At 64.1% G+C, this 22,602-nt stretch carries 21 protein-coding genes; 12 read left to right on the forward strand and 9 right to left on the reverse strand.

Annotated features, from left to right (window positions below; all coding sequences use genetic code 11):
• Positions 1-32: 32 nt before the first annotated feature.
• Positions 33-581, forward strand: a complete 549-nt coding sequence (locus AC1RCO_RS15785) for a hypothetical protein (RefSeq protein WP_492617854.1) — start codon at positions 33-35, stop codon at positions 579-581.
• Positions 582-597: 16 nt separating this feature from the next.
• Here AC1RCO_RS15785 and hexR read toward each other — a convergent pair whose 3' ends face one another.
• Both hexR and AC1RCO_RS15795 read right to left on the reverse strand, forming a co-directional pair.
• A complete protein-coding gene (gene hexR / locus AC1RCO_RS15790; RefSeq protein ID WP_011064325.1) occupies positions 598-1,464 on the reverse strand; it encodes a transcriptional regulator HexR in 867 nt (288 codons plus the stop codon).
• 167 nt (positions 1,465-1,631) lie between these two features.
• On the reverse strand, positions 1,632-4,496 hold the full coding sequence (locus tag AC1RCO_RS15795) for a putative bifunctional diguanylate cyclase/phosphodiesterase (RefSeq protein WP_220223464.1): 2,865 nt from the start codon (positions 4,494-4,496) through the stop codon (positions 1,632-1,634).
• Positions 4,497-4,743: 247 nt separating this feature from the next.
• Here AC1RCO_RS15795 and uvrD point away from each other — a divergent pair, with 247 nt between their 5' ends.
• The 4 genes from uvrD to AC1RCO_RS15815 all read left to right on the forward strand — a co-directional run bounded on the left by uvrD (position 4,744) and on the right by AC1RCO_RS15815 (position 9,074).
• A complete protein-coding gene (gene uvrD, locus AC1RCO_RS15800) occupies positions 4,744-6,927 on the forward strand; it encodes a DNA helicase II (RefSeq protein WP_011064327.1) in 2,184 nt (727 codons plus the stop codon).
• 106 nt (positions 6,928-7,033) lie between these two features.
• Positions 7,034-7,474 (forward strand): EamA family transporter, encoded by a 441-nt coding sequence (locus AC1RCO_RS15805; protein WP_011064328.1) that lies wholly within the window; start codon positions 7,034-7,036, stop codon positions 7,472-7,474.
• 180 nt (positions 7,475-7,654) lie between these two features.
• Positions 7,655-8,530 (forward strand): Tim44 domain-containing protein, encoded by an 876-nt coding sequence (locus AC1RCO_RS15810; protein ID WP_011064329.1) that lies wholly within the window; start codon positions 7,655-7,657, stop codon positions 8,528-8,530.
• Between the two features lie 136 nt (positions 8,531-8,666).
• Positions 8,667-9,074, forward strand: a complete 408-nt coding sequence (locus tag AC1RCO_RS15815; protein WP_011064330.1) for an SMI1/KNR4 family protein — start codon at positions 8,667-8,669, stop codon at positions 9,072-9,074.
• Positions 9,075-9,145: 71 nt separating this feature from the next.
• Here the strand turns inward: AC1RCO_RS15815 and AC1RCO_RS15820 are convergent, their stop codons facing one another.
• Entirely contained in the window at positions 9,146-10,909 is a 1,764-nt protein-coding gene (locus tag AC1RCO_RS15820; RefSeq protein ID WP_011064331.1) for a cation:proton antiporter, read from the reverse strand.
• A gap of 289 nt (positions 10,910-11,198) precedes the next feature.
• On the opposite strand from AC1RCO_RS15820, the gene AC1RCO_RS15825 reads away from it, so the two are divergent.
• The gene (locus AC1RCO_RS15825; RefSeq protein ID WP_011064332.1) at positions 11,199-11,684 is read left to right on the forward strand and encodes an acyl-CoA thioesterase; all 486 of its coding nucleotides are present in this window, start codon (positions 11,199-11,201) and stop codon (positions 11,682-11,684) included.
• Positions 11,685-11,938: 254 nt separating this feature from the next.
• The gene (locus tag AC1RCO_RS15830) at positions 11,939-13,351 is read left to right on the forward strand and encodes an APC family permease (protein WP_015637538.1); all 1,413 of its coding nucleotides are present in this window, start codon (positions 11,939-11,941) and stop codon (positions 13,349-13,351) included.
• A gap of 7 nt (positions 13,352-13,358) precedes the next feature.
• Here AC1RCO_RS15830 and pdxY read toward each other — a convergent pair whose 3' ends face one another.
• Positions 13,359-14,231 (reverse strand): pyridoxal kinase PdxY, encoded by an 873-nt coding sequence (pdxY, locus tag AC1RCO_RS15835; RefSeq protein WP_492617855.1) that lies wholly within the window; start codon positions 14,229-14,231, stop codon positions 13,359-13,361.
• A gap of 117 nt (positions 14,232-14,348) precedes the next feature.
• Here pdxY and AC1RCO_RS15840 point away from each other — a divergent pair, with 117 nt between their 5' ends.
• On the forward strand, positions 14,349-14,741 hold the full coding sequence (locus AC1RCO_RS15840; protein WP_015637540.1) for a DUF3301 domain-containing protein: 393 nt from the start codon (positions 14,349-14,351) through the stop codon (positions 14,739-14,741).
• A 21-nt stretch (positions 14,742-14,762) separates the two neighbouring features.
• On the opposite strand, the gene AC1RCO_RS15845 is transcribed toward AC1RCO_RS15840, so the two are convergent.
• From AC1RCO_RS15845 to dksA, 4 genes are all read right to left on the reverse strand, one after another.
• Entirely contained in the window at positions 14,763-15,725 is a 963-nt protein-coding gene (locus AC1RCO_RS15845) for a CobW family GTP-binding protein (RefSeq protein ID WP_492617856.1), read from the reverse strand.
• 145 nt (positions 15,726-15,870) lie between these two features.
• Entirely contained in the window at positions 15,871-16,572 is a 702-nt protein-coding gene (locus tag AC1RCO_RS15850) for a DUF1826 domain-containing protein (protein ID WP_041120475.1), read from the reverse strand.
• Positions 16,572-17,780, reverse strand: a complete 1,209-nt coding sequence (zigA, locus tag AC1RCO_RS15855) for a zinc metallochaperone GTPase ZigA (protein WP_041120476.1) — start codon at positions 17,778-17,780, stop codon at positions 16,572-16,574. Before zigA ends, AC1RCO_RS15850 begins: the two co-directional genes overlap by 1 nt.
• 30 nt (positions 17,781-17,810) lie before the next feature.
• On the reverse strand, positions 17,811-18,215 hold the full coding sequence (gene dksA, locus AC1RCO_RS15860; protein ID WP_011064339.1) for an RNA polymerase-binding protein DksA: 405 nt from the start codon (positions 18,213-18,215) through the stop codon (positions 17,811-17,813).
• A 121-nt stretch (positions 18,216-18,336) separates the two neighbouring features.
• Here dksA and AC1RCO_RS15865 point away from each other — a divergent pair, with 121 nt between their 5' ends.
• Entirely contained in the window at positions 18,337-18,714 is a 378-nt protein-coding gene (locus tag AC1RCO_RS15865; RefSeq protein ID WP_015637544.1) for a hypothetical protein, read from the forward strand.
• A gap of 109 nt (positions 18,715-18,823) precedes the next feature.
• Here AC1RCO_RS15865 and AC1RCO_RS15870 read toward each other — a convergent pair whose 3' ends face one another.
• Entirely contained in the window at positions 18,824-20,047 is a 1,224-nt protein-coding gene (locus tag AC1RCO_RS15870) for an N-acetylmuramoyl-L-alanine amidase (RefSeq protein ID WP_210482954.1), read from the reverse strand.
• A gap of 129 nt (positions 20,048-20,176) precedes the next feature.
• On the opposite strand from AC1RCO_RS15870, the gene folE2 reads away from it, so the two are divergent.
• The 3 genes from folE2 to AC1RCO_RS15885 are packed head-to-tail and all read left to right on the forward strand — an operon-like array spanning position 20,177 to position 22,601.
• Positions 20,177-21,070, forward strand: coding sequence for a GTP cyclohydrolase FolE2 (folE2, locus tag AC1RCO_RS15875; RefSeq protein WP_015637546.1), 894 nt, complete (start codon positions 20,177-20,179; stop codon positions 21,068-21,070).
• Positions 21,070-21,735: a metal ABC transporter ATP-binding protein gene (locus tag AC1RCO_RS15880; protein WP_011064343.1), complete on the forward strand. Its 666-nt coding sequence runs from the start codon at positions 21,070-21,072 to the stop codon at positions 21,733-21,735. Before folE2 ends, AC1RCO_RS15880 begins: the two co-directional genes overlap by 1 nt.
• Complete coding sequence (locus AC1RCO_RS15885; protein WP_011064344.1) at positions 21,735-22,601, forward strand: metal ABC transporter permease; 867 nt, start codon at positions 21,735-21,737, stop codon at positions 22,599-22,601. Before AC1RCO_RS15880 ends, AC1RCO_RS15885 begins: the two co-directional genes overlap by 1 nt.
• Position 22,602 lies beyond the last annotated feature (1 nt).

Consider the following 22,602-nt stretch of genomic DNA (forward strand, 5'->3'; position numbering starts at 1 on the left):
ACCGCCTCCACGGATTTCCGGTCAACCGGAAAATGCCCGCTCTCTATTATCGCCCTCGCAACACCCTGCAGGACAAACCCATCCCTGTACCTTTTTTAGAGACCGTCACCATGATCACACCCGCACACGAAAAAGCCCCCGGCGAAGCACCTGCTGAGCAACCCACGATCTTCGACCAAGGCAAAGACGACGCCCTGGCCGCGCTCGCCGCCAGTCGGAACCAGGAGCCGGCCCCTGACGCTGCGGCTGCCCCCGATGAAGTCGATGAAGTCGATGAAATCATCGATGAGATTGCCGGGCACCAGGATCTGCTAGAAAGAATCCATGCCAACCTGAGCGCCAAACAGCGGCGCATCGACGACCTGTCGGATGACGACACTTGCTACGAAGGCTATGGCGAGGAGCTGGTACGGCTTGAGGAGGCCAACGAACAATTGTTGGCCGCCGAAAGGTTGCTGGATTTCAAGCCGGACACTGCGGCAGTGCGCCAGGCGCGTAGCCTCAGCGAAGACGCGGCAGGCACTCTGGCGGAAGTGAAGCCTAACGATCTCGATGACCAGGACGAGACCTCGTTGTTCTAATCGGGAAGCTGCCGACTCAGTCGTCCAGGGCTTTCACCGACTTGGGCGACAGGCGCAGGCTGCGAAGGCTGCGCTTGACGCTCTTGAGGTGGTTCACCAGGCTCGGCCCGCGAGCCATGGCCACGCCCATCGCCAGCACGTCGATCACCACCAGGTGGGCGATACGCGAGGTCAGCGGGGTGTAGATCTCGGTGTCTTCGTGCACGTCGATCGCCAGGTTGACCGTGGACAGCTCGGCCAACGGCGTCTGGCTCGGGCACAGGGTGATCAGCGAGGCGCCGCTTTCACGTACCAGGTTGGCGGTGATCAGCAGGTCCTTTGAACGACCGGACTGGGAAATGCAGATGGCGACATCGGTAGGCTTCAAGGTCACCGCCGACATCGCCTGCATGTGCGGGTCGGAATAGGCCGCCGCGGTCAGCAGCAAGCGGAAGAACTTGTGCTGGGCATCCGCCGCTACCGCACCCGAGGCACCAAAGCCGTAGAACTCCACGCGCTGGGCCTGGGACATGGCGGTCACCGCCTGCTGCAGGGCCACCGGGTCGAGCTTCTCGCGGACCTCCATCAGGGTATGCAGGGTGGTGTCGAAGATCTTCAGGCTGTAGTCGGCGACTGAATCGTCTTCATGGATCGCGAACTGGCCGAAGCTGGCCCCGGCGGCAAGGCTCTGCGCCAGCTTGAGCTTGAGGTCCTGGAAGCCGGAGCAGCCGATGGCCCGGCAGAAGCGCACGATGGTCGGTTCACTGATGCCCACGCTGTGGGCCAGGTCCGCCATGGAACTGTGCATCACGGCCGCAGGATCAAGGAGCACGTGATCGGCGACCTTGAGTTCCGATTTGCGTAACAAATGACGTGACTGGGCGATGTGCTGCAACAGGTTCAAAGGGCTGGACTCATTGTTATTGGCTGACGCCGGGGATGTAGCAAGCTTGTAGTTATACTACAGGAATCGGCTTTTTGCCCGCCCAATGCATCACGAAGTTGCCTGCCTGCCCCCCATTTTCAGCCGGGTACGACTTATGTAGCCGTTGTGGCAGGCAGCCCTGGCGGCTACCGGCTCTGGGCCTGCAACAGCAGCGCGAGGCCTTCGGCGGCCACCGGGCGGCTGATCAGGTAGCCCTGCACCTCGTCGCAGTGTTCCGCCTTGAGGAAGGCCAGTTGCGCCGGGTCTTCCACCCCTTCGGCCACCACTTTCAACGACAGCCCATGAGCCATGGCGATGATCGCCCGGGTGATCGCCGCGTCCTCACCGCCCTCGGCCAGGCCGCGAATGAAGGCCTGGTCGATCTTCACGTAATCCACCGGGATCCGTTTCAGGTAACTCAGGGACGAATAGCCAGTGCCGAAGTCGTCGATGGCCAGCTTGACCCCCAGGCCCCGCAGTTGCTGGAAGGTCGCGATGATGTGCTCGACGCTGTCCAGCAGTTGGCTTTCGGTCAGTTCCAGTTCGAGAAAATGCGGCTCCAGGCCGGTTTCTTCCAGCACCTGGCGCACCAGGCTCACCAGCTTGCCCTGGCGCAACTGATACACCGACAGGTTGACCGACACGCGAATCGGCTCCAGGCCCTGGCGTTGCCATTCGCAGGCTTGGCGGCACGCCTGGCGCAACACGAACTCGCCAATGGGGCCGATCAATCCGGTCTCTTCCGCCAGGCCGATGAAATCTCCCGGGGGCACCCGGCCCATGACGGGGTGATCCCAGCGCACCAGGGCCTCGGCGGCATTCAGACGGCCGCTGGCCAGGCACAGCTTGGGTTGGTAGAAGACCGTTAACTGGCCCTCCTCAATGGCCTTGCGCAGCTGGTTTTCCAGCTGCAGGCGCTCCAGGGTGCTGGCTTGCAGGCTCTCGGTATAGAACTGGAAATTGTTGCCGCCCAGGTGCTTGGCATGAGCCATGGCCATGTTCGCTTGGCTGATCAGGGCTGCGATCTCCCGGGCGCTGTCGGGCAGCATACTGATGCCCATGGAAGCGCTGACTACCAGTTCATGGCCCTCGACGGTGATCGGCAGGCGCAGCTTGCTCAGCAGCCGGGTAGCGACCCGGGTCAGGCTCGACAGGCTGCCGTAAGCGTCGAACAGCACGGCGAATTCGTCCCCGGAAAGCCGGGCGATGGTGTCGGCTTCCGGCAAGGCATTGACCAGCCGCCGGGCCATCTTTTGCAGCAGCTGGTCGGCCACTTCATGGCCAAGGCTGTCGTTGAGTAGCTTGAAACGGTCCAGGTTGATGTGCAGCAAGGCCAGGCTGCGGCCGCCCTGGCGCACCCGCTGATGGGCCTCGCGCAGGCGCTCGCGGAACAGCGAACGGTTGGCCAGCCCCGTGAGTTCGTCGTAATGGGTGAGGTAGCGCATGCGCTCCTCGGATTCGCGCCGTGCCGAAAGATCGGCGAAGAAGCCCACGATATGCCGGACTTTTCCTCGTTTATCACGCACTACATTCAATTGCAGCCATTGTGGGTAGAGCTCGCCGTTCTTGCGTGTCTCCACCAACTCGCCCTGCCAGCTGCCGTACTGTTCCAGGGCCTGGTGGATCAACGGGTAGTGCCGGCGCGCATCGCGGCTGCACGACAGCTCCACTACATTGCGCCCGAGCATGTCTTCGATCTGGTAGCCGGTGACCTGGCTGAAGGCCTGATTGGCGGCGATCAAGGCGTAATCGGGGTCGAGGATGACGATGCCTTCGCTGGCCGCCTCGAACACCGTGGCCGCCAGGTTGCGCTGGACCTCCAGCTCCTTGTCGGCACTGATGTCGCGACGGGTGCCGGCCATGCGCAGCACCCGGCCACTGGGGCTGCGCTCCACGGCCCGGCCACGGTCCTCGATCCACACCCAGTGGCCGGCGCCGTGGCGTACCCGGTACTCCACCTGGTAATCGTCGCTGCGGCCCTTGAGGTGCTCCACCAGGGCGCGCTTGAGCAGGGGCAGGTCTTCCGGATGCAGGCGTGGCTTGAGATGGCTGAGCATGGCCGTGACATCTTCCGGCTCCAGGCCGAACAGCTCCTTGATCTGGGTGTGATGGACCTCGTCGGTCTGCAGGTTCCAGTCCCACAGCCCCAGCTCGCTGGCGTTCAGGGCCAGGGCCAGGCGCGCCTCGCTCTTGCTCAGGGCCTGGTTGGCGGCGTCCAGCTCCAGGCTGCGCTGGGCCACTCGCTGTTCCAGCCCGGTCTGGGCTTCGCGCAGTTGCTCCTCGGCACGGCGGCGCTGCTCCACTTCCCGGGCCAGCTCGCGGTTGAGCTGATCGCTGCGGCCCTGGGCATTCTGCAGGTGCTCGATCAGGGCCTGGTTCTGAAAGCGCCGCAGCAGGCCGCGCTGCATCAGGCGGTTGACCTGCCAGGCCACCACACTCAGGGACACCAGCAGGATCAGCCCGAGCCAGCCCCAGCCACGCTGCTGGTCGTCGCCGCCCCAGAACAGGTAGGCGGTGGCCGGCAACAGACACGGCAAGGTGAATGAAAGGAAGGCCTGCAGGCTCACCGCGTAGGCTACGCTGGCCGACAGGATGGCCGCACCGATGAGGCCGAAGACCCAGGCCTGCTGCAGGAAATTGTCGGTGGGCACCAGGGCGATGCCGGCGCAGGCCAGGGTCAGGCCACTGACCGCCGAGCCCAGGAGAAACATGCGTTGCCACACCGGCTGTGCCTGGCGGCTGGGAATCGCCGAATCGAAGGCCGCCACCTGGATCACCCGCAAAGCCACCAGGGCCAGCAGCCAGACCATCCACACACTGAGCAACAGATAGCGCGCCGGGCTCCATAGCAGCCAGGTGCACACCAGGCCGTTGAGCAACATGAACAAGGTAGGCAGCAACGAGCCCTGGTACAGCAGGCGCGTACGCTCCACTGCCATCTCCACGGCGTAGTGCTGGCGGATGACCCGGGGCTCCACAAAGGGCCCGGACAGGTCGGGGTTAAGTGTCATAGGCAGTGTTCTTATAATGGTTGAGCCCGAAACGTCGCCGGAGCATACACAAGCAAAGCCCCGAGCCAAACTGCTCCAGGTCATAAAATCGATAAAACCGGATGGCCCGGCTTGCACCCTGAAAGCGTCCGGGCGAGAAGCGCCAATGGCTGGGGCCTGTGACCAACCGGTCGTCATCGGCGGCTGTTTTATCGGCTAATGCAAAGCCGGGTTTGCCCGGGGTGGCGCCGCCCCCTAGAATGCCCCGATGCGCGATGATCTCTCCCTCCTGTTGAACTCCCTCAACGACGCCCAACGCCAGGCCGTAGCCGCCTCCGTGGGTCGTCAGTTGGTCCTGGCCGGTGCTGGCTCCGGCAAAACCCGTGTGCTGGTGCACCGTATCGCCTGGTTGATCCAGGTCGAGAACGCCTCACCCCACTCGATCCTGTCGGTGACCTTCACCAACAAGGCCGCAGCCGAGATGCGCCACCGCATCGAACAACTGCTGGGCATCAACCCGGCAGGCATGTGGGTCGGCACCTTCCACGGCCTGGCCCACCGCCTGCTGCGGGCCCACTGGCAGGAAGCGGGGCTGAGCCAGACCTTCCAGATCCTCGACAGCGACGACCAGCAACGCCTGGTCAAGCGGGTGATCCGCGAGCTGGGACTGGACGAACAGCGCTGGCCGGCCCGCCAGGCCCAGTGGTTCATCAACGGGCAGAAGGACGAAGGCCTGCGCCCGCAACATATCCAGGCCAGCGGCGACCTGTTCCTGGCCACCATGCGCGGCATCTATGAGGCCTACGAGGCCGCCTGCCAGCGTGCCGGGGTCATCGACTTCTCCGAACTGCTGCTGCGCGCCCTGGACCTGTGGCGCGACCACCCGGGTTTGCTGGCGCACTACCAGAAGCGTTTCCGCCACGTGCTGGTGGACGAATTCCAGGACACCAACGCCGTGCAATACGCCTGGCTGCGGTTGCTGGCCCAGGGTGGCGACAGCCTGATGGTGGTGGGCGACGACGACCAGTCGATCTATGGCTGGCGCGGGGCGAAAATCGAGAACATCCACCAGTACTCCGCCGACTTCCCGGACACCGAAGTGATCCGCCTGGAGCAGAACTACCGCTCTACTGCCGGCATCCTCAAGGCTGCCAACGCCCTGATCGCCAATAACACCGGGCGCCTGGGCAAGGAGCTGTGGACCGACGGCGGCGACGGTGAAGCCATCAACCTGTATGCCGCCTTCAACGAGCACGATGAAGCCCGCTATGTAGTGGAAACCATCGAGAGCGCGCTGAAGACCGGCCTGGCCCGCAGCGACATCGCCATTCTCTACCGCTCCAACGCCCAGTCCCGGGTGCTGGAAGAAGCCTTGCTGCGCGAACGCATTCCGTACCGCATCTATGGCGGCCAGCGCTTCTTCGAGCGGGCGGAAATCAAGAACGCCATGGCTTACCTGCGCCTCCTGGAAGGCCGTGGCAACGACGCAGCCCTGGAGCGGGTGATCAACGTGCCAGCCCGGGGCATCGGCGAGAAGACCGTCGAAGCCATCCGCGAGCATGCGCGCCACAGCGATGTATCGATGTGGGAAGCCATGCGCCAGCTGGTGGCCAATAAAGGCCTGACCGGGCGCGCTGCAGGTGCGCTGGGGGCCTTTATCGAACTGATCGAAAACCTCGCCGCCAAGACCCTGGAAATGCCCCTGCACCTGATGACCCAGACCGTCATCGAGCAGTCGGGGCTGATTGCCTACCACGAAGCGGAAAAAGGCGAAAAAGGCCAGGCCCGGGTGGAAAACCTCGAGGAACTGGTGAGCGCCGCGCGCAACTTCGAGAACACCGAAGAGGATGAAGACCTGACGCCCCTGGCGGCATTCCTCGGCCACGCTTCCCTGGAAGCCGGCGATACCCAGGCCGACGAGCATGAAGACAGCGTGCAACTGATGACCCTGCACAGCGCCAAGGGTCTGGAGTTCCCCTACGTGTTCCTGGTGGGCATGGAAGAAGGCCTGTTCCCCCACAAGATGAGCCTGGAAGAACCCGGCCGCCTTGAGGAAGAACGCCGGCTGGCGTATGTGGGCATTACCCGGGCCATGCAAAACCTGGTGATGACCTACGCGGAAACCCGACGCCTGTACGGCAGCGAAACCTACAACAAGGTGTCGCGTTTCGTGCGCGAGGTGCCCAAGGGGCTGATTCAGGAAGTGCGGCTGTCCAACAGCGTCAGCCGGCCTTTCGGCGGCGGCCAGTCACAAAGTACCAGCAGCCTGTTCGGCGGCAGCGAAATCCCGGACACCGGCCTGAGCCTCGGCCAGGCGGTACGGCACTCGGTGTTCGGCGACGGGGTGATCCTCAATTTCGAGGGCGCCGGCGCCCAGGCCCGGGTCCAGGTCAACTTCAGCGAAGGCAGCAAGTGGCTGATGCTCGGCTATGCCAAGCTGGAAGCCATCTAACCTCACCCGACCGTAGGAGCCGGCTTGCCGGCGAATCTCACTGGCGAAGCACCGCTTCGCCGGCAAGCCGGCTCCTACAGGTCGGTGCAGAAAAGGCAGCGCGAACATGGGCACAGGCTTTTTTTCCTCGTGGACATTCTGGGCCCTGTTGTCGGCAATTTTCGCTGCCTTGACGGCGATCTTCGCCAAAGTGGGGATAGAAAACGTCAATTCAGACTTCGCCACCCTGCTGCGCACCGTGGTGGTACTGGTCAGCCTGGCCTTGATTTTGTATGCAACGGGCCAATATCAGTCCCTGGGATCGATTTCTCCCAAAAGCTACCTGTTCCTGCTGCTGTCCGGGCTGGCCACGGGCGCATCCTGGCTGTGCTATTTCCGCGCCTTGAAACTCGGCCCCGCTTCATTGGTGGCACCGGTGGACAAGCTCAGCGTGGTGTTCGTCGCGATCATCGGCGTGTGCCTGCTGGGAGAGAAGCTCGACCTGCGGCAGTGGAGCGGAATCGGCTTGATCACCGCAGGTGTGGTGCTACTGGCACTGCGCCGCTAACGGCTTTCGGGTTGAACCAGAGCCAGGTCTGCGGGGACCAAAAACCTATCGGCGAGCATGACGCCTGGCGAAGCTGAACCGAGGCTGTCAGGCAAAAGCCCGAAACATTATGCCGCTCGCCACTGACACTTCACCTGTGCAATATGGCGCGCGTGCCATCCACAAATGGGAACCCCCTTTATGAAACGTTTTCTTAGCATCGCCATGGCGCTGTGCATCGGCCTGACGATGAGCCTCGACGCCAACGCCAAGCGCTTTGGTGGCGGCAAAAGCGTCGGCGCTGCCCCGACCCACCAAACCCGCCAGGCGGCGCCAACCGCTCCGGGCGCTCCCGCCGCTGCAGCCACTGCGGGCGCAGCCGGTGCCGCGGGCGCTGCTGCCAAGGCCGGCGGTGCTTCGCGCTGGCTCGGCCCTCTGGCCGGCATCGCTGCCGGTGGCCTGCTGGCCTCCATGTTCATGGGCGGCGGCTTCCAGGGCATGCAGATCTTCGACATCCTGATCATGGCGGTCATCGCCTTCGTGATCTTCCGCTTCATCGCCGCTCGTCGCCGCAAGCAGCAGGAGCAATACGCTCCAGCCGGCCACGCGCCGATGCAGCGCGAAGCCTTCGAGCCCCAGCAGCCTGCCGGCGGTTCGATCTTCGGTGGTTCGCCAGCGCCTGCCGCGCGTCCGGTAATCAACGCACCGGCCTGGTTCAATGAAGAGCGCTTCATTGAAGCGGCGCGCAGCCACTTCCAGTCCCTGCAGCAACACTGGGACGCCAACGAAATGGACAAGATCGCCGAGTTCGTGACCCCACAGATGCTGCAGTTCCTGAAACAGGAACGTGCCGATCTGGGCGACGGCTTCCAGTCGACCTACATCGACAACCTGCAAGTGCAGCTCGAAGGTGTGGATGACCGTGCCGACAAGACCATCGCCACCCTGACCTTCAGCGGTGTGTCGAAGACCTCGCGCTTCGACCAGGGCGAAGTGTTCAGCGAAAGCTGGAACATGGAACGCGCCCAGGGCGACAACCAGCCATGGCTGGTAGCAGGTATCCGCCAGAACGGCTGATTCATTCTGCTGTCACAGCTGTAAGGCAAAACCCCGACTCAGGTCGGGGTTTTGCATTTCACGATTGCACTTATAGCGAGCTACTGTATAAACCGCCGTCAAACAACCGCGCCATAGAGCTAAGAGGACCCAGGCCGTGGAAGAAGTCATCGAACAACTCCGGGAAGCCAACGAACCGGTACCCGTCCCCCTGGAACTGCCGGACGAAGACCAACTGGTGGAAATTGAAGAACAGCTGTTCATCAATATCCCGTTCGTCTTCAAGGAGTTCCTGTTGACGGTCAGCGACGTGGTTTACGGCAGCCTGGAACCTGTGACCGTCACCGATCCGCAATCCCACACCTACCTGCCGGAAGTGGCCGCGACCGCCTGGGACATGGGCGTGCCGCGCGAGCTGATCCCGATCTGCCAGGACGGCGACGATTACTACTGCGTCGAGGAAGACGGCACCGTGGTGCTGTGGTCCGGCGAGGAAGAGCTGATCACCGAAGAATCCTGGGAATCGGTGTGGCACTGGGCGCGGGACGTCTGGCTGGAAAGCTGAGACGCCGCCGCGGCTGCGTGCATCGCGGCGACTGAAACAGCTCGCCGGCGCCCTGCCGGCGAGCGGCAAGGTCAATGCCCACTGTTGTCCTTGCTGTGGTCGAAGGTTTCGATCAGCGCCACCTGCATCCGCGTATGCACACGGATGAACCAGCGCCACAGGACCGCGGCCACCGCCGCCGCCACTACGGCGATCAACACCAGCAGTTCCAGGGTCGGCAGGATGCTCGACGAGAGCGCCGCCAGCAGCAGGAAAATCACCAGCAGCGACAGGATCGGGATCACCTCGGCGATCACCCGACGCACTCGCTGGGTATGGCGCCCGGCCATTTCCGGCTTGACCCCCATCTCCGCCAGCAACATCGACAGTGCCTTGAGCTTGCGATAGGCAGCAATCAGGAACGGCAGCGAAAGCAGCAGCGCCCCGCCCCAGATCAAGGCTTTCTGCCAGCTCGGCTCACTGACCCAATCTTCCAGGTAGGTGCCAATGCGCTTGGCGAAATAGCCACCGGAAAAGAAGATCGCCACCACCAGCGCCAGGTTCACCCCCACTTGCAGCAGGATCTTGCGGATCATCGTCGCCAGCAGCGCACCCTCGCCCTGGGGCTGGATGCTGCGCAACCACTCGCCATACATGCCCAGTACCCGGCTCAGGCGCTTGGGCAGGACCCCTGCCAGCTTCAGCGATAGCGGGTCCGCGGCACGGATCAGGTAGGGCGTGAGCAAGGTGGTGATGGCGGACACCGCCACCGCTACCGGGTAGAGGAAGTCGCTGGTGACCTGCAGGGTCATGCCCAGTGCGGCGATGATGAAGGAAAATTCGCCAATCTGTGACAGGCCCATGCCTACCCGCAGTGAGGTGCGTCCATCATTGCCGGCGATAAAGGCCCCCATGCCGCAGGACAGCATCTTGCCCAGCACCACCGCCACCGTGATCACGGCAATCGGCCAGGCGTATTGCAGGAGGATCTGCGGGTCGATCATCAGGCCGATGGCGACGAAGAAGATTGCGCTGAACAGGTCGCGAACCGGTTCGATCAACCGCTCGATCTTCAGCAACTGGCGGGACTCGGCCATGATCGCACCGATCAGGAAGGCCCCCAGGACCATGCTGTACTCCAGTTTGACCACCAGCAGGCAGAAGCCGAAACACAGCCCCAGCACGGTGATCAGCAGCATCTCGTTGCTGTCGAACCTGGCCACGTAGGCCAGCAGGCGCGGCACCAGCAGGATGCCGATCACCAGCGCCACGATCATGAACAGCGAAAGCTTGCCGACGGTGGAGAACACCTCGCCGGAACTCACCGTACCGCTGACCGCGATGCTCGACAGCAAGGCGATGATGCCGATGCCGAGGATGTCCTCGACGATCAGTACGCCGAAGATCAGCTGGGCGAAGCGCTCGTTCTTCATCTTCAGGTCATTGAGCGCCTTGACGATGATGGTGGTGGAGGAAATGGCCAGGATCGCCCCGAGGAACAGCGAATCCATGGTGCTCCAGCCGAACCAGCGGCCGATCTCGTAGCCGATCCAGATCATCAGGACGATTTCCAGGAACGCCGCGATAAAGGCCGTGGCCCCGACCTTGAACAGCTTGCGCAGGCTGAATTCCAGCCCCAGGCAGAACATCAGGAAAATCACCCCCAGCTCGGCCAGGGTCTTGATGGTCTGTTCGTCGTGGATCAGCCCGAAAGGCGGAGTGTGAGGGCCGATGATGAAGCCGGCGACTATGTAGCCCAGCACGACAGGCTGCTTGAGGCGATGGAAGAGGATGGTCACCACGCCTGCGACCAGCATGATCACGGCCAGGTCCTGAATGAAGCTGATGGCATGCATGGCCGGGGCTCTCCTTGGAATGCTGGGCGGGGGTGATCGCCTAAAAAGAATGTTCTGATCAGTAGAAGGAAATATCCAAAATAGAAGCGGAAAATGCCCTGGAACGGGTGTTTTGCAGGTTAACACCGCGACTTCCGGCAGGAAGGCGGTGCAATATTAGGAAACAGATCCACCAGGGCGTGACGACGTGGCCCGGCCCGGCGTCCCGTTATCGATGGTTTGAAAACCCTTTGGAGCCAGCACCCGCAGAGGTGCTCCAGCAACCCCTGCCCAGAACCGTGAGCGTGCTATGGAACCCGGAAACGCCCAACTGTCGATGACGGTATTGATGACCCCTGACATGGCCAATTTCTCTGGCAATGTCCACGGCGGCACCTTGCTCAAGTACCTCGATGAAGTCGCCTATGCCTGCGCCAGCCGTTACGCCGGCCGCTACGTGGTGACCCTGTCGGTGGACCAGGTGATCTTCCGCGAGCCGATCCATGTCGGCGAGCTGGTGACCTTCCTGGCCTCGGTCAACTACACCGGCAACACCTCCATGGAGGTGGGCATCAAGGTGGTCACCGAGAATATCCGCGAGCGTTCGGTGCGCCACACCAACAGCTGCTTCTTCACCATGGTGGCGGTGGACGACCAGCGCAAGCCGGCCCAGGTGCCGCCGCTGCAGCCGGAAACCGCCGACGGCAAGCGACGCTTTATCCAGGCCCGGCAGCGCCGGCAGATCCGCCAGGAACTGGAGCAGCGCTACCGGGAAATCAAGGCCGACGGCCCTTGATGCTCAAGCTGCACCGCTGATTCAGCAGGGCCACGGACGGTCCTCCCCCCTCCAGAGCTTCCAGCGCTCCGCCGCCACACTCCAACACCCGCCAGCAGGCTTCTGCGGTCATCCCGAATGGCCAGATCCATCCCTTTTTGACCACATCGAGAGTTATGCCCCCAGGGCACCGCTGCCAGAATCGAAGGGCAAGGCACAAACGCACTCCCCGCCCGGGGAGCCTTCGAGCCAACGAACGCGTGAGAACAATAAAAATGCCCAGCGCCAATGCTCTCTCCAGCAGCCCCCCTGCGTCCGCCCATAACGCCAGCCTCGATGGCGGCTTCACCCACAGTGCCCAGGGCACCTCGCTGCGGCGCATCCTCGGCCTGCCGGCCCTGGTGTTCTTCGGCCTGGTGTACATGGTCCCGCTGACCGTCTTCACCACCTACGGCGTGGTCACCCAACTCACCGGCGGGCGCACCGCCGCAGCCTATGTGATCACCCTGCTGGCGATGATCTTCACCGCCCTCTCCTACAGCGTAATGGTCAAGAAATACCCCATTGCCGGCTCAGCCTATTCCTACGCCAGCCTCAGTTTCGGCCCGGGCATCGGCTTTCTTGCCGGCTGGTCGCTGCTGCTGGATTACCTGTTCCTGCCGATGATCAATTACCTGGTGATCGGCCTGTTCCTCAACCTGGCCTTCCCCGCCGTGCCCGCCTGGGTCTTCGTGGTGGCGACCATCAGCCTGGTGACGCTGCTGAACATCCGCGGCATCGGCTCGGTATCGAGCATGAGCAACCTGATCGTCTGCGCGCAGATGGTCTTCGTGGTGGTGTTCGTGGCCCTGGTGGTCCGCCAGTTGGCAGGGGCCGAGAGCCTGGACCTGAGCGCACCCTGGGTCGGCGATGGCAGCCAGGACGGGCTGTTGCCGCTGATGGCCGGGGCCGCGGTGCTGTGCCTGTCGTTCCTGGGCTTTGACGCGGTGTCGACCCTGGCCGAGGAAACCCGCGACCCGCGCCGGGACATCCCCCGGGCAATCGTCATCACCACCCTGGGCGCCGGCCTGCTGTTCATCCTGCTGGCCATGACCAGCCAGCTGGCGTTCCCCGGCAGCAGTTTCAAGGACGCCGACTCGGCGGCCAGCGAGGTCATGCTGCACGCCGGCGGACGCTTCCTGGAGATGTTCTTCACCGCCACCTATGTCGCCGGCGCCGCCGGTTCGGCCCTGGCATCCCAGGCCTCGGTATCGCGCATTCTGTTCAGCATGGGCCGTGACGGCATCCTGCCACGTCGGGTGTTCGGTACCCTGTCCGAGCGCTACAAGACCCCGGTGGTGGCCATTGTCCTGGTGTCGCTGGTGTCATTGCTGGCGGTGGTCATCGACCTCACCACCCTGGCGTCGATGATCAGCTTCGGTGCACTGGTGGCGTTCTCGGTGGTCAACCTGGCGGTGATCAAGAGTCACCTGGGCCAGGGCCAGCCGCGCAGCACCGCACGGCTGTTGCAGTACGGCCTGCTGCCGTTGATCGGCTTTGCCCTGATCGCCTGGCTGTGGACCAGCCTTTCGGCCCTGACCCTGGGCATCGGCCTGGCCTGGTTCGCCCTGGGCCTGCTGTACCTGGGCATACACACCCGGGGCTTTCGCCAGCCCGCGCCGACCGTGCAGTTTTCCGAGCAGGCCTGAGCCCGCCTCAGAAGCCGATCGGCGTGGCCTCGAAGCGCACCCGTGGGTGGGCGATGCGGTCCTGGGCGCGCACCAGCTCCAGCTCGTAACTGGCGCAGGCCTGGGTTTCCAGCAGTACTTCATGCACCGCCGCGGCGGTGAATTCGAAGGCCGCCACCAGGCTGTCCCCCAACAATACCCGGGCCAGGAACAAGCCTGAGGTCAGGTCGCCCACCCCCACCGGCTGGCGCGGGAACGCCAGTAATGGACGGCGCAGGTGCCAGCTGCCGTCAGCGGTCACCAGCAGCATCTCGAAACCGTCCACCAGCTTGCCCGGGTAGTCCAGGTGCTTGACCAGCACCGCCCGGGGGCCCTTGTCCAGCAGCGACCGGGCCATGCCCAGGCAGTCGAACAGCGATTGCGGCTTGCGCCCGCAAAAGCTGTCCAGCTCCAGCTGGTTGGGGCAGAGAAAATCCGCCATGGCCACGGCCTCGTCCAGCAGGAAGTCGCTGACTTCAGCCGGCACGCTGCAGCCCTTCTCCGGGTGGCCCATCACCGGGTCACACAAGTACAGGGCCTTGGGATTGACTGCCTTGATCCGCACCACACCGCTGAGGATCGCCCGGCCCTGGGCCGCGCTGCCCAGGTAGCCGGACAGCACCGCGTCGCAGTTGCCCAGCTCGCCGATGGCGGCAATGCCTTCCACCAGCTCGGGAATCTGCTGTGGCGCCAGCACTTCCCCGGCCCACTGACCATACTGAGTGTGGTTGGAGAACTGCACCGTATTCAGCGGCCAGACATTCACCCCGACCCGCTGCATGGGGAATACCGCGGCACTGTTGCCGGCGTGGCCGAAAACCACATGGGACTGGATCGCAAGCAGGTGGGGCGTACGTTTCATGCAGGATTTTCCATAAAACCGGTGGAATTCAAGCCGCGCAGTATGCGACTAAACGCAGCCTGTACGACAGACCGGAGTCGCAGTTAAGCTGACGCCACTTCGTTGGAGCAAACCTTCATGCTGACCCTTGGAAACATCTTTGTGCTGATGCTGCTGGCAACCGCTGCTGCCTGGCTGTGGCACAACCACGGCCTGCGCGAACGGGCCCTGGAGCGGGTCAAGCAGCACTGCGCGCGGCTCGACATCGAGTTGCTGGACGGTAACGTGGCGCTCAAGCGCATCGGTTTCGTCAAGGATGGCAATGGCCGGCGGCGCCTGGCGCGGGTCTACAACTTCGAGTTCACCGTGACCGGGGAAACCCGTCATGCCGGGACCATCACCCAGTTCGGCGCCCACAGCGCCCATATCGAGCTGGCGCCCTACCCGTTCGAAGCCAAGGAGCCCCTGCCCAGTGCCGAGGTGATCGAGCTGAGCCAGTGGCGCGAGGAACATCGCAAGTTCAAGCCGTAAGAGTGGCGTGCACGCCGTTTCCTACAGGCGACAGGCATCGAGACTGGCCTGCAGAACGGCAATGTCCTGAGGGCTACTGAAGATCAGTTCCAGGCGCGAATCCCGGCGCCATTCGCTGGGCAGCCAGTTCAGCGGTGAATTATCCAGCCCGTTGCCCGACCGCCAGCCTTGATCACTGTGGAGCACCAGCTTGGCCCGGCGCCAGTCGAGGTTCTGCAGCCAGTGCTCGACCCGGACCAGATCGAACTGCTGGCTGGGGTGCCAGCGCCAGCCGATGCTCCAGCCGTCCTCCTGGGACTGGCTGAGGCAGATCGGCAGCGCCGGATCACTCCACACGGCCGGCAACTGGGCCAGGCCCAGGGGAATGTCCGACTGCTCCAGGGCCGCTTCGGCGCTGGCTCCCAGGCCCGGCAGCTCGGCCAGGGGCAAGGCGGCATGGCGGGTCCAGAACAAGGGAAGGTCCGGCAATTGCTCCAGCACCCGCAACCTGTCGCTGTCGCTGAGCAGTTCGTCCTTGTTCAGTACCAGCAGGCCGGCGCTGGACAGCGCATCCTGCTGTGCCCGAGGCAACGACTTGCCAGCGGCCAGCGCCTGGGCATCCAGGACCAGCACGCAGGGTTGTACCGCCAGCACGCCCTTCCAGGGCGCTTCATTCAACTGCTTGAGCAATTGCGCCGGGTGGCCGAGGCCCGAGGGCTCGATAAACAGCCGGTCCGGCCGGGCCTTGCGCAACAGGCGGCCCAGGCCCACCTGGAACGGTGCACCGTTGACGCAGCACAGGCAGCCGCCGGCCACTTCGCCCAGGGCGATGCCATCATCGTCGCGGGTCAGCAAGGCCGCGTCCAGGCCGATCTGGCCAAACTCGTTGATCAGCACTGCCCAGCGCTCAGCGGCCGGGCGCTGGCTCAGCAGATGGCGAATCAGGCTGGTCTTGCCGGCGCCCAGGGGGCCGGCGATCACGTGGGTGGGGATGTTCTGCAGCATGGGAAGGGGTCCGGAAAACCTGTGAGGTGATGCTACGCCCTTCCCGCCCTGGGCGAAAATCCGCTCGATTCGACGCCGCTCTTGGGAGCGCTGAAGGTCCTGCGGACCTCTGCCCAGGCTCGGCAAGCGGCTACACGGGCCTAGGTCAACCCAGCCAATCGAGGGTGAGGATCAGCCGGCGCTCCCCTGGCGCTGGCTGCGGCGAGCGGTGGATCAGGCCAAAGCCTTCGTTGCCGTGCCATTTCTCGCCCTTGAACAGCGCCACGTCGCCGCTGGCGATTTGCTGGATCTGTGCCGGGTCCCGTGGTTCGCCCTCGGCCTGCCCCAGTTTCCTGCGGTCCATGGCGCCTTCGCGCAGCCATTGGCTGCCGGCTCCGGCGTAGGTGGTAATCAGCCGCACCGGTACATGGTCCACGTGAAACCGCGGGCACATGGCCTTGTCCAGGACCCGCAGGCGCAGCCCGACGCGCCTGGCCCCGAGCAGGCAGGCAAAAGCGCTGACCAGCCAGGCAACATCGGCGATAAAGCCTTCATAACCCTGCAGATCACTGAACCCCGAAGCCAGGCCGCGCAGATGGGGTTGCGCGTCTTCGTCGGGCAGCTCCAGGGACAGGGATTCGGCCAGCGGCTGGTCCAGGGACAGCAGCAACTCGGCGAAGTCGGCGATGTGGGCCGGCAACTGGCGCTGCCAGAGGCCGAGATTGACCTCATCCTCCAGCACCTGGGCGAGCACCGCCGGGGTGCTGCCGATGGCCTGGCGGCGAGAGACCGGCGCGGTCACGCTCGGCAGCAGCAGCCATCTGGGCGGATTGGCCAGTGGAGTCACCGGCAAGTTCAGGGTCAGCATCAGGCCGCTTCCTCGTCATGCCAGGGGCCAAAGGGATCGTTCAGCAGGCTCCAGCCCTCGACGCCGAGGGCCATTTCATCGTCATCCAGCAGGCACAGGTCGAGCTCCGCGCAAAGCCGGGTGAAGTCGATGTTCTGGCCGATGAACACCAGTTCCTGGCGGCAATCGCCGGTGGCCGCGGTCCAGTTGTGCATGATCGCCGCGGTGCCTTCTTCGTCCTGGGGCCAGTGCTGCTTGGGCACGAAGCGCCACCAGCGCCCGGCAAAGCCATGGCGCATCAGGCCACCGGCCTGGGACCAGCTGCCGGCTTCCTGGTACTTGCTGGCCAGCCAGAAGAAGCCCTTGGAGCGCAGCAGCTTGCCGTTGACCCAGGGCCGGTTGATGAAGTCGAAGAAGCGCTGGGGATGGAACGGCCGCCGCGCCCGGTAGGCGGTGGAAGCGATGCCGTACTCCTCGGTTTCCGGCACATGCTCGCCGCGCAACTCCCGCAGCCAGCCCGGAGCCTGGGCCGCGCGCTCGAAATCGAAGCGCCCGGTGTTAAGGATCTTCGCCAGCGGCACCTGGCCCATGACCATGGGCACGATCTCGGCCTGGGCATTGAGGCTCTTGAGGATGGCCAGCAGTTCCTGGCGCTGGTCGCTGCTGATCAGGTCGATCTTGCTGACCAGGATCACGTCGGCGAACTCCACCTGTTCGATCAGCAGGTCGCTGATGGAACGTTCATCGTCTTCGCCCAGGGTTTCGCCCCGGGAAGCCAGGCTGTGCGCGGCCTGGTAGTCCAGCAGGAAATTCATGCCGTCGACCACCGTGACCATGGTGTCGAGCCGGGCGATATCCGCCAGGCTCTGGCCGGATTCATCGCGAAAGGTGAAGGTTTCCGCCACCGGCAGCGGCTCGGAAATCCCGGTGGATTCGATCAGCAGGTAGTCGAAGCGCCCGTCGCGGGCCAGCTTGCCCACTTCCTCCAGCAGGTCTTCGCGCAGGGTGCAGCAGATGCAGCCGTTGCTCATTTCCACCAGTTTTTCTTCGGCGCGATTGAGGCTGACATCGCGCTGCACTTCGCTGCCATCGATGTTGATTTCGCTCATGTCGTTGACGATCACCGCCACCCGCAGGTGGTCGCGGTTGCGCAGGATGTGATTGAGCAAGGTGCTTTTGCCGGCGCCGAGAAAGCCGGACAGCACGGTAACGGGGAGACGGTCGGTCATGGGTTGTTCCTCATCAGGATCGCGGCTGGGTCAAAGCGCCCGTTGATGGCGTTCGCGCAGCTCTTGGCGTTCTTTGGCTTCGATACACAGGGTGGCGGTGGGCCGCAGCAGCAGGCGCTTGAGGCCGATGGGCTCGCCGGTGTCGCGGCACCAGCCGTATTCGCCACGGGCCAGGCGCTCCAGGGCTTCGTCGATCTTGTCCAGGAGCTTCTTTTCCCGCTCCAGCAGGCGCAGTTGCCACTGGCGCTGCTCTTCGGCACTGCCGATGTCGGCGGGGTCGCTGTGGGGTTCCTGCTCGCGCAGCTGGTCGAACTCGCCGGCAATGCGCTCCTGCAGATCACTGCGCTGGGCCAGCAGCAGCTGGCGAAAGAAGCCCTGCTGGGCTTCGTTCATGTAGTGCGTCTCGGGTTGGGCGAGAAGGTCTTGTTCGGTCATGGCGAGTCACGGGTCAGGCTGTGTTTTTATGTTATATTATAACAACACAAATTAGCCAACCTTCCCTTGCCGCCCACGACGAAGGGCGCGATGCTGCGCCCCTGTCGTCATGAGAATCGCCATGCGCCCTGTCCTGCCCACCCTGCTTTCAGGCCTGTTGCTGCTGGCTGGTCACGCCAGCGCGGCGGTGCCCAGTACCCTGGCCACCTGCACCCGCAGCGCCACCCTGCTGGCCTGCGTCGACCCGCTGGGCAACGCCTACAGCGTCGCCACGGCCGGCAGCACCACCTACCTGCGCGGCTTCGAGGTGATCGGCAAGCGCTATTGGGCGCAGACCAACAGCCGCTACGGGCAGCTGACGTTCTTCACCGGCCTGGCCTCCGACGGCGAGGCCTGGGTGGGCTACAGCCAGCGCGTGGGCTGGACCACACGCAACCGCTTTTCCAGCTCCGGCGGCAGCCGCGGGCAGTTCACCTGCAGCCGCATCAGCGGCTGCTAGCGCCCTTTCCCGTACCGCCTGCGTAGGAGCTGGCTTGCCAGCGAAGACATCCTCAGCCACCCCATTCACCGGCCTCTTCGCCGGCAAGCCGGCTCCTGCAGGTCGGCGTTCAGGCGGGGCGGTTGTTCTTGGTTTCCTGGAGCCAGGCCATGTAGCTGTTAACCGGTGGGTTTTTCTCGAAGTAGCGCTGCAGGCCGTTGAACAGGCCATCGGCAATCGCCTGCTGGTGGCGCGCGGTGACCAGGCGCTGGCTGTCGCGGCTGTTGGAGATGAAGCCGGTTTCCACCAGGATCGACGGCACGTCCGGTGACTTGAGCACCGCAAAACCGGCCTGTTCCACACGCTTCTGATGCAGGGTGGTAATGCCCGACAGGCTCTGCAGCACAGTCCCGCCCAATTGCAGGCTGGCGGCGATGGTGGCGTTCATCGACATGTCGACAATCACCCCCGCCAGCATCGGATCCTTGTCCTTGAGGTTGAGCAGCGTCGTCGCCCCCAGCAGGTCGGCGCCGTTTTCCCGCTGGGCCATCAAGCGCGCGGTGGCCGAGGTGGCGCCACCTTCGGACAGGGCGTACACCGATGCGCCGGATGCGGTAAGCCGCGGCGCGGCATCGGCATGCACCGAGATGAACATGTCGGCCTGGTGCTTGCGGGCAATCTCCACGCGTTTGCGCAGCGGCACGAAAAAATCATCGTTGCGCACCAGCTTCACGTCGAAACCCTTCTCGCGCTTGAGCCGCTTGGCCAGCAGGCGGGCGATGGCCAGCACCACATCCTTCTCCCGTTCGCCCCTGGCCCCCACGGCGCCCGGGTCCTTGCCGCCATGGCCGGGGTCTACTACCACGATGATGTCGCGCTTGGGATGGGGCTTGCCTGTCGTGGCCTCGGGCTTGGCCAGCGGCGCGGCGGCCGCAGCGATCGGCAGGGGCGGCCTGGTGGCCTTGGACAGATCCAGCACCAGCCGATGGCCCTGGCCATCCTGGGGCGGCAGGAGAAAACTGTGGAGCTGCACCGGCTCGCGCAGGTCGAGGACGATCCGCGTATCGCCCTGGCCGAAGTGCCCGGAGCGAATGGCGCGGATCACCGTGTTGGCCAGGGCCAGCTGGCTGAAATCACCGCTCAGGCGCGCGCCGTTCAAGTCGATGATCAAGCGCTCCGGGGCACTCAAGCTGAAGGTCTTGTATTGCACCGGGTCGCTCAGATCGAGCACCAGCCGCAACTTTTCTGCGTCCTTCCACAATCGTGCGTTGCGGATCTGCGCGGCGCAGACACTCCAGGGAAACATCAGGGCCGTACCGGCCAACAGCAGGTTGAGCAATTGACGTCTGTGCATGGCAAATACCGCGAAAAAAGGAGCGTCCCTACTCACAAGACAAGATGAACAACCGTCGAGGAAAAATTTCCCATCGAACGTATTGTTATAATATAACATGTGAAATCACTTCCCACGACGGACCTGTTCATGAACGCGCTGACTCTGCCGGATATCGCCGCGCAGGCCTCACGCCAAGCCTTGCCCCTGGAATGGGTGGGCATGTGCGGCATTGCCTTACCTGTAGTGATCAACAACCAGCCAAGCGCAGCCAAGGCCGATGCCGGTGTCAGCCTCGACGATGGCGAGGCCCGGGGCATTCACATGTCACGCCTGTATCTGGCCCTGGAAATGCTGGAACAGGAGAACCTCACCCCCGCTCTGCTCCGGCGGATCTTGCAGCGTTTTCTCGATAGCCATGAAGGCCTGGCCCACAGCGCCTACCTGCGCATTCAGTTGGATCTGCTGTTGAAACGCCCGGCCTTGGTCAGCCCGTTGGCCGGCTGGAAAAGCTACCCGCTGAGTATCGAAGCGCGGCTGAAAAACGCGATGTTCCACGTGGAACTAAAAATCGACGTGCCTTATTCCTCCACTTGCCCCTGTTCGGCGGCGCTGGCGCGGCAGTTGATCCAGCAGCAGTTCATCGAAGATTTTGCCAACCGGCCGTTGCAACACGCCGACGTCCTGGCCTGGCTGGGCTCGCCCCAAGGCATCGTCGCGACGCCCCATAGCCAGCGCAGCAACGCGGCATTGCATCTGCGCCTGGATGATTTCATCGACGAACTGCCGTTGATTGCCCTGATCAACGATGCGGAAAACGCCCTGGGCACCGCCGTGCAAACCGCGGTCAAGCGTGCCGACGAGCAGGCCTTCGCCCTGGCCAACGGGCAGAACCTGATGTTTTGCGAAGACGCCGCCCGCCGCTTGAACCTAGCCCTGCGCCGTTCCCCCGGAATCAACGCCTTTCAATTGCGGGTCGTGCACGCCGAAAGCCTGCATGCCCATGACGCCGTGGCCGAAAGCCGCTGGAACTGGGAGGCCTGATGATCCGCTGCGAACACCTGCGTTGGGGCGCTCCGGGGCAACCCCTGACTCCAGCCCTGGATCTGCACCTGCCCAGGGCCAGCCTGAGCGCGATCATTGGCGCCAACGGGTCGGGCAAGAGCAGCTTGTTGAAAGTCATCGCCGGGCTGCAGAAACCACTCGCGGGCAAGATCCACCTCGGCACTGCCCGAGGCGGCTTGTCCTTCTTACCGCAGCAGCAACACCTGGATCGACAGTTCCCCATCAGCCTGGAAGAACTGGTGGCCGGCGGCTTCTGGGGCAAGCGTGAAGCGGCCAGGGTCAGGGCAGAAAAGCTGCGCACGGTCCTCGAAGACTGGTGCCTGAGCGGCCTGGAAAAGCGCCCGTTGATGGCCCTTTCCGGTGGTGAATTGCAACGCGCCCTGCTCGCCCGATTGAGCCTGACCGAAGCCCCCTTGCTGCTGTTGGACGAGCCCCACGCCGCCCTCGACGAAACCGGCCAGGCCTTGCTCTGGCGTCACTTGTACAACTGGCACGCTCAGGGCCGGACCCTGGTGGTGGTCTGCCATGACCTGGCCGCCGTGCGCCAGCACATCCCCCAGACCCTGCTGGTAAAAAGCAGTGGCTGCGTATTCGGCCCCAGCCTGGAGCTGATCGCCCCACAATCCTGCGCGCAGGTGGCTTGATGCACTTCGCCGCACATTTCTGGCAGCCGTTCAGCGAATTCCTGTTCATGCGCCGGGCCCTGCTCGGCGGCCTGCTGCTGGCCTGCAGCACCGCGCCCCTGGGGGTGTTCCTGATCTTGCGGCGCATGAGCCTGATCGGTGACGCCGTGGCCCACGGCATTCTCCCGGGCGCCGCCCTGGGCTTCTGGTTCGCCGGGCTCAGCCTGCCGGCGCTGACCCTGGGCGGCCTCGGTGCCGGGTTGGGCATGGCCGGGCTGGCCGCCTGGATCACCCGGCGCACCGGCCTGCGGGAAGACGCCAGCATCGCCGCCATCTACCCCATTTCCCTGGCCAGCGGCGTGCTGATCCTCGGGCTGGCGGGCAAGCGCCTGGACCTCTTGCACCTGCTGTTCGGCTCGGCCCTGGCGGTGGATGGCCCGACCCTGAACGGCATGCTGCTGGTCTCGCTCTTCAGCCTGCTGGCCATGGCGCTGATCTACAAAGCCCTGCTGCTGGACACCCTCGACCCGCTGTTCCTGCACAGCGTCAGCCGCCTCGGCCCCCTGGCCCACGGCCTGTTCCTGACCCTGGTGGTGCTCAACCTGGTGATAGGTTTCCAGGCCATCGGCGCGCTGATGGTGGTGGGCCTGATGATGCTGCCGGCCGCCGCCTCGCGTTTCTGGAGCCGACGCCTGCCCGCCCTGATCGGCATCGCCGCGCTGTTTGGCTGCCTTTCGGTGTGGCTCGGCCTGCTGCTGTCGTTCCACTACTCGCTGCCCAGCGGCCCGGCCATCGTGCTGGTGGCCGGCGGCCTGTACCTGCTGTCCGTGGTGTTCGGTCCGGTGCACGGCTTGCTGCACCGCCCACCTTTGCTCACATCCCCATGAG

The sequence above is a fragment of the Pseudomonas sp. GW823-FHT03E05 genome (assembly GCF_058796855.1).

What these genes read in the sequence shown, in the direction of transcription:
- AC1RCO_RS15785 (WP_492617854.1), top strand. Translation starts at nt 33, where the DNA reads ATGCCCGCTCTCTATTATCGCCCTCGCAACACCCTGCAGGACAAACCC.
- AC1RCO_RS15795 (WP_220223464.1), bottom strand. Translation starts at nt 4,496, where the DNA reads ATGACACTTAACCCCGACCTGTCCGGGCCCTTTGTGGAGCCCCGGGTC.
- uvrD (WP_011064327.1), top strand. Translation starts at nt 4,744, where the DNA reads ATGCGCGATGATCTCTCCCTCCTGTTGAACTCCCTCAACGACGCCCAA.
- AC1RCO_RS15805 (WP_011064328.1), top strand. Translation starts at nt 7,034, where the DNA reads ATGGGCACAGGCTTTTTTTCCTCGTGGACATTCTGGGCCCTGTTGTCG.
- AC1RCO_RS15810 (WP_011064329.1), top strand. Translation starts at nt 7,655, where the DNA reads ATGAAACGTTTTCTTAGCATCGCCATGGCGCTGTGCATCGGCCTGACG.
- AC1RCO_RS15820 (WP_011064331.1), bottom strand. Translation starts at nt 10,909, where the DNA reads ATGCATGCCATCAGCTTCATTCAGGACCTGGCCGTGATCATGCTGGTC.
- AC1RCO_RS15825 (WP_011064332.1), top strand. Translation starts at nt 11,199, where the DNA reads ATGGAACCCGGAAACGCCCAACTGTCGATGACGGTATTGATGACCCCT.
- AC1RCO_RS15830 (WP_015637538.1), top strand. Translation starts at nt 11,939, where the DNA reads ATGCCCAGCGCCAATGCTCTCTCCAGCAGCCCCCCTGCGTCCGCCCAT.
- pdxY (WP_492617855.1), bottom strand. Translation starts at nt 14,231, where the DNA reads ATGAAACGTACGCCCCACCTGCTTGCGATCCAGTCCCATGTGGTTTTC.
- AC1RCO_RS15840 (WP_015637540.1), top strand. Translation starts at nt 14,349, where the DNA reads ATGCTGACCCTTGGAAACATCTTTGTGCTGATGCTGCTGGCAACCGCT.
- AC1RCO_RS15845 (WP_492617856.1), bottom strand. Translation starts at nt 15,725, where the DNA reads ATGCTGCAGAACATCCCCACCCACGTGATCGCCGGCCCCCTGGGCGCC.
- AC1RCO_RS15850 (WP_041120475.1), bottom strand. Translation starts at nt 16,572, where the DNA reads ATGCTGACCCTGAACTTGCCGGTGACTCCACTGGCCAATCCGCCCAGA.
- zigA (WP_041120476.1), bottom strand. Translation starts at nt 17,780, where the DNA reads ATGACCGACCGTCTCCCCGTTACCGTGCTGTCCGGCTTTCTCGGCGCC.
- dksA (WP_011064339.1), bottom strand. Translation starts at nt 18,215, where the DNA reads ATGACCGAACAAGACCTTCTCGCCCAACCCGAGACGCACTACATGAAC.
- AC1RCO_RS15865 (WP_015637544.1), top strand. Translation starts at nt 18,337, where the DNA reads ATGCGCCCTGTCCTGCCCACCCTGCTTTCAGGCCTGTTGCTGCTGGCT.
- AC1RCO_RS15870 (WP_210482954.1), bottom strand. Translation starts at nt 20,047, where the DNA reads ATGCACAGACGTCAATTGCTCAACCTGCTGTTGGCCGGTACGGCCCTG.
- folE2 (WP_015637546.1), top strand. Translation starts at nt 20,177, where the DNA reads ATGAACGCGCTGACTCTGCCGGATATCGCCGCGCAGGCCTCACGCCAA.
- AC1RCO_RS15880 (WP_011064343.1), top strand. Translation starts at nt 21,070, where the DNA reads ATGATCCGCTGCGAACACCTGCGTTGGGGCGCTCCGGGGCAACCCCTG.
- AC1RCO_RS15885 (WP_011064344.1), top strand. Translation starts at nt 21,735, where the DNA reads ATGCACTTCGCCGCACATTTCTGGCAGCCGTTCAGCGAATTCCTGTTC.